Source organism: Psychrosphaera aquimarina (genome assembly GCF_032461525.1).
GTDB lineage: Bacteria > Pseudomonadota > Gammaproteobacteria > Enterobacterales > Alteromonadaceae > Psychrosphaera > Psychrosphaera aquimarina.
On sequence record NZ_JAWCUA010000008.1, the window covers coordinates 1 to 2,821 of the forward strand.

The following is a 2,821-nucleotide window of genomic DNA, read 5'->3' on the forward strand; positions in this document are numbered from 1 at the left end:
ACCAAGTTAATGTCAGTGATATTCAACAACAATTAATGCATAACATAACATCAGATATCGATACTATTTTGGCTATCCCTCTGATTAATGACGAATGTGATTTGAGCCAAGAAAAAGATCACTAAAGAGTTAGAAAATAACGCGCAGGGTATTTTAGGTTATGTGGTACGTTGGGTTGACCAAGGCGTTGGGTGTTCAAAAGTGCCGGATATCAACAATGTAGGTTTAATGGAAGATAGAGCAACGTGCCGTATCTCTAGCCAACATATAGCTAATTGGTTACATCAAGGTGTATGTACAGAACAACAAGTGGACGAAGTACTTGTTCGTATGGCTGCGGTTGTAGATAAACAAAACGAATCTGACCCATTATATGAAAACATGACACCTAATGTTGATAACTCTTTAGCGTTCCAAGCCGCAAGAGACTTGATAATCAAAGGCGTTGAGCAACCAAGTGGATATACAGAACCTCTGTTACACCACTATAGATTACTGAAAAAGCGTCAACTAGCAGAGCGTCAATTACAAAGTGCATAAACTAGAGATTGCTTTGGAAAATCAAGACCTAACTTAACGAATATACCTCCACGATTGGAGGTATTTTTTTGTCTAAACAAACCGGTTTAATATCGCTGCAACATAAGTAGAATAAAGTCAGTATTTATATTGTTAATAAGCTCAAACTTGTCATGAAAATCATCACTATTCTCTTACTTTGTTGTTTCTGTTTTTCTGTATTTTCACAGCACAATAGTGTTAACGACAAATTGGTTATCGCGCATCGAGGTGCTAGCGGTTATCTCCCTGAACATAGCATGGCTGCCAAAGCGATGTCTTATGCGATGGGGGCTGATTATATAGAACAAGATGTCGTCATGAGTAAAGACGGTCAACTGCTTATTTTGCATGACCATTATCTTGACCGCGTGACCAATGTGGCAGAAGTATACCCAAATAAAAAACGCTCTGACGGCCGTTATTACGCTATCGATTTTACTTTAGCTGAAATTCAATCCTTGTTAATGACTGAAGGGTTTGTTGTTAAAAATGGCAAACAAGAAGCGATCTACCCCAATCGCTTTCCGTTATGGAAATCAAAATTTACCGTGCACACTTTGGCCGACGAAATTGAGCTGATCCAAGGTTTAAATAAAAGTACCGGCAAACAGGTTGGTATTTATCCAGAAATAAAATCTCCGGCCTTTCATTTACAACAAGGTAAAGACATCAGTCTGGCGGTGTTAAACGAATTAAAACGTTTTGGCTACGATAACCTTGATGACAAAATTTTTGTACAAAGTTTTGATCCAACCGAACTAAAAAGGATCAAACAGCATTTAATGCCCAAGTTAAATATGGAGCTAAAATTAGTTCAACTAATTGCGATGACAAGTTGGCAAGAAACTTTGGTTTATCATAATGGCACCTCGACCCCTTACAATTACGATTGGATGTTAGAAACTAATGCGATGGAAAAGATTGCCACTTATGCCAATGGCATTGGCCCATGGAAACCCATGTTAATTAATACCAAGATGAACCAACAAAAACCCAAATCCAATGGATTGTTAGAAGCAGCACATCAAGCAGGGTTAGTCGTACATCCTTACACATTTAGAGCAGATATAAATCGCATTCCAAAGTATGCCCAAAACTTTGATGAGCTGTTACATATTTATTATTATGATATTGGCGTAGATGGCATTTTTACTGACTTTCCAGATAAAGCAGTACAGTTCTTACAAAAAAACAAAGACAAGCGTCATTAACCGAATTTAAATAAAACAAAACCAGCCGATGCTGGTTTTGTTATTGTTGCTCACTTACAACAGAAAATAATCTTTAATACCTGTTAATACATTGCTGGTTGCAACAGAGGCCAGGATAAGCCCCATTATCCGACTTATAACGCTTGCACCACTGTCGCCGACAAATTTATGAACCCAGCTGGCTGTCAGCATTAATATATAAACCACGAACAATACAGATAACATGACAAAAACCGTTTGTGCCTGTTCCCACAAGTTATAACGTGAATTCTCTGTAAGCAGTACCGCGGCTAACATTGCACCAGGCCCTGCAATAGAAGGCACAGCTAAAGGGAATACGGCGGTTTCATTGCCACTACTCGCCAACTTAACTTCTTGTTCAGGTTTACTTTCACCAAAAATCATAGAAAGGGCAAATAAGAATAAAACAATGCCACCAGCAATTTGAAACGCAGGTAATGGGATCTTCATCGCCGTTAATATAAATTCCCCGGCAACCACAAAAAACAACAAAATAATCGCAGACGCTAAAGTGGCTAACAGTGCAATACGTCTTCTGGTTTTAGCATCATGTTGTTGAGTGACAGCTATAAAAACAGGCACAGTACCAATTGGGTCTATTACGGCAAAAAAGAAAATAAATGTCGCTATTAAGTCAATCATGGAACCTCCCATCTAATTCATATCGTATTGATTTTAATGAATTATTATTTACAACTAACAAACATACTACCGCAACTAAGAATGGCGACCTAATTGTTAATGCTAAAATGAGTATTATTATGCAAAAATATAAATCAACACTTGATATTGTAAATCGTTCAAACTCAGGCTCACCTTACAAACAAAAAAACCTTTTATAGACAATAACTTAATACCATATAAACAAGTACTAAATGCTACATATTCATACCTTAAATTTATTAACTATTGATTAAAGATTAACTATATTTATCCGATAAAATGTAATAGTTATGACGATAGGTAAATCCACATGGCAAATAGAATCAATTAAATTTAAAGTGTTATCGGTAGCCTTACTAATTTTT

The 2,821-nt window shown here is 36.7% G+C and carries 2 protein-coding genes and 1 pseudogene; 2 read left to right on the forward strand and 1 reads right to left on the reverse strand.

The features are described from left to right. Positions 1 to 540 (forward strand): annotated as a pseudogene (locus RT723_RS11180) (malate synthase G); the annotation flags it as partial. Between the two features lie 152 nt (positions 541 to 692). After that, positions 693 to 1,772 (forward strand): glycerophosphodiester phosphodiesterase, encoded by a 1,080-nt coding sequence (glpQ, locus tag RT723_RS11185; RefSeq protein ID WP_315947192.1) that lies wholly within the window; start codon positions 693 to 695, stop codon positions 1,770 to 1,772. A gap of 54 nt (positions 1,773 to 1,826) precedes the next feature. Here glpQ and RT723_RS11190 read toward each other — a convergent pair whose 3' ends face one another. After that, positions 1,827 to 2,435, reverse strand: coding sequence for a MarC family protein (locus tag RT723_RS11190; protein ID WP_216054066.1), 609 nt, complete (start codon positions 2,433 to 2,435; stop codon positions 1,827 to 1,829). Between the last annotated feature and the right edge of the window lie 386 nt (positions 2,436 to 2,821).

Coding starts and splice junctions, on each gene's coding strand:
- RT723_RS11190 (WP_216054066.1), bottom strand. CDS start 2,435: ATGATTGACTTAATAGCGACATTTATTTTCTTTTTTGCCGTAATAGAC.
- glpQ (WP_315947192.1), top strand. CDS start 693: ATGAAAATCATCACTATTCTCTTACTTTGTTGTTTCTGTTTTTCTGTA.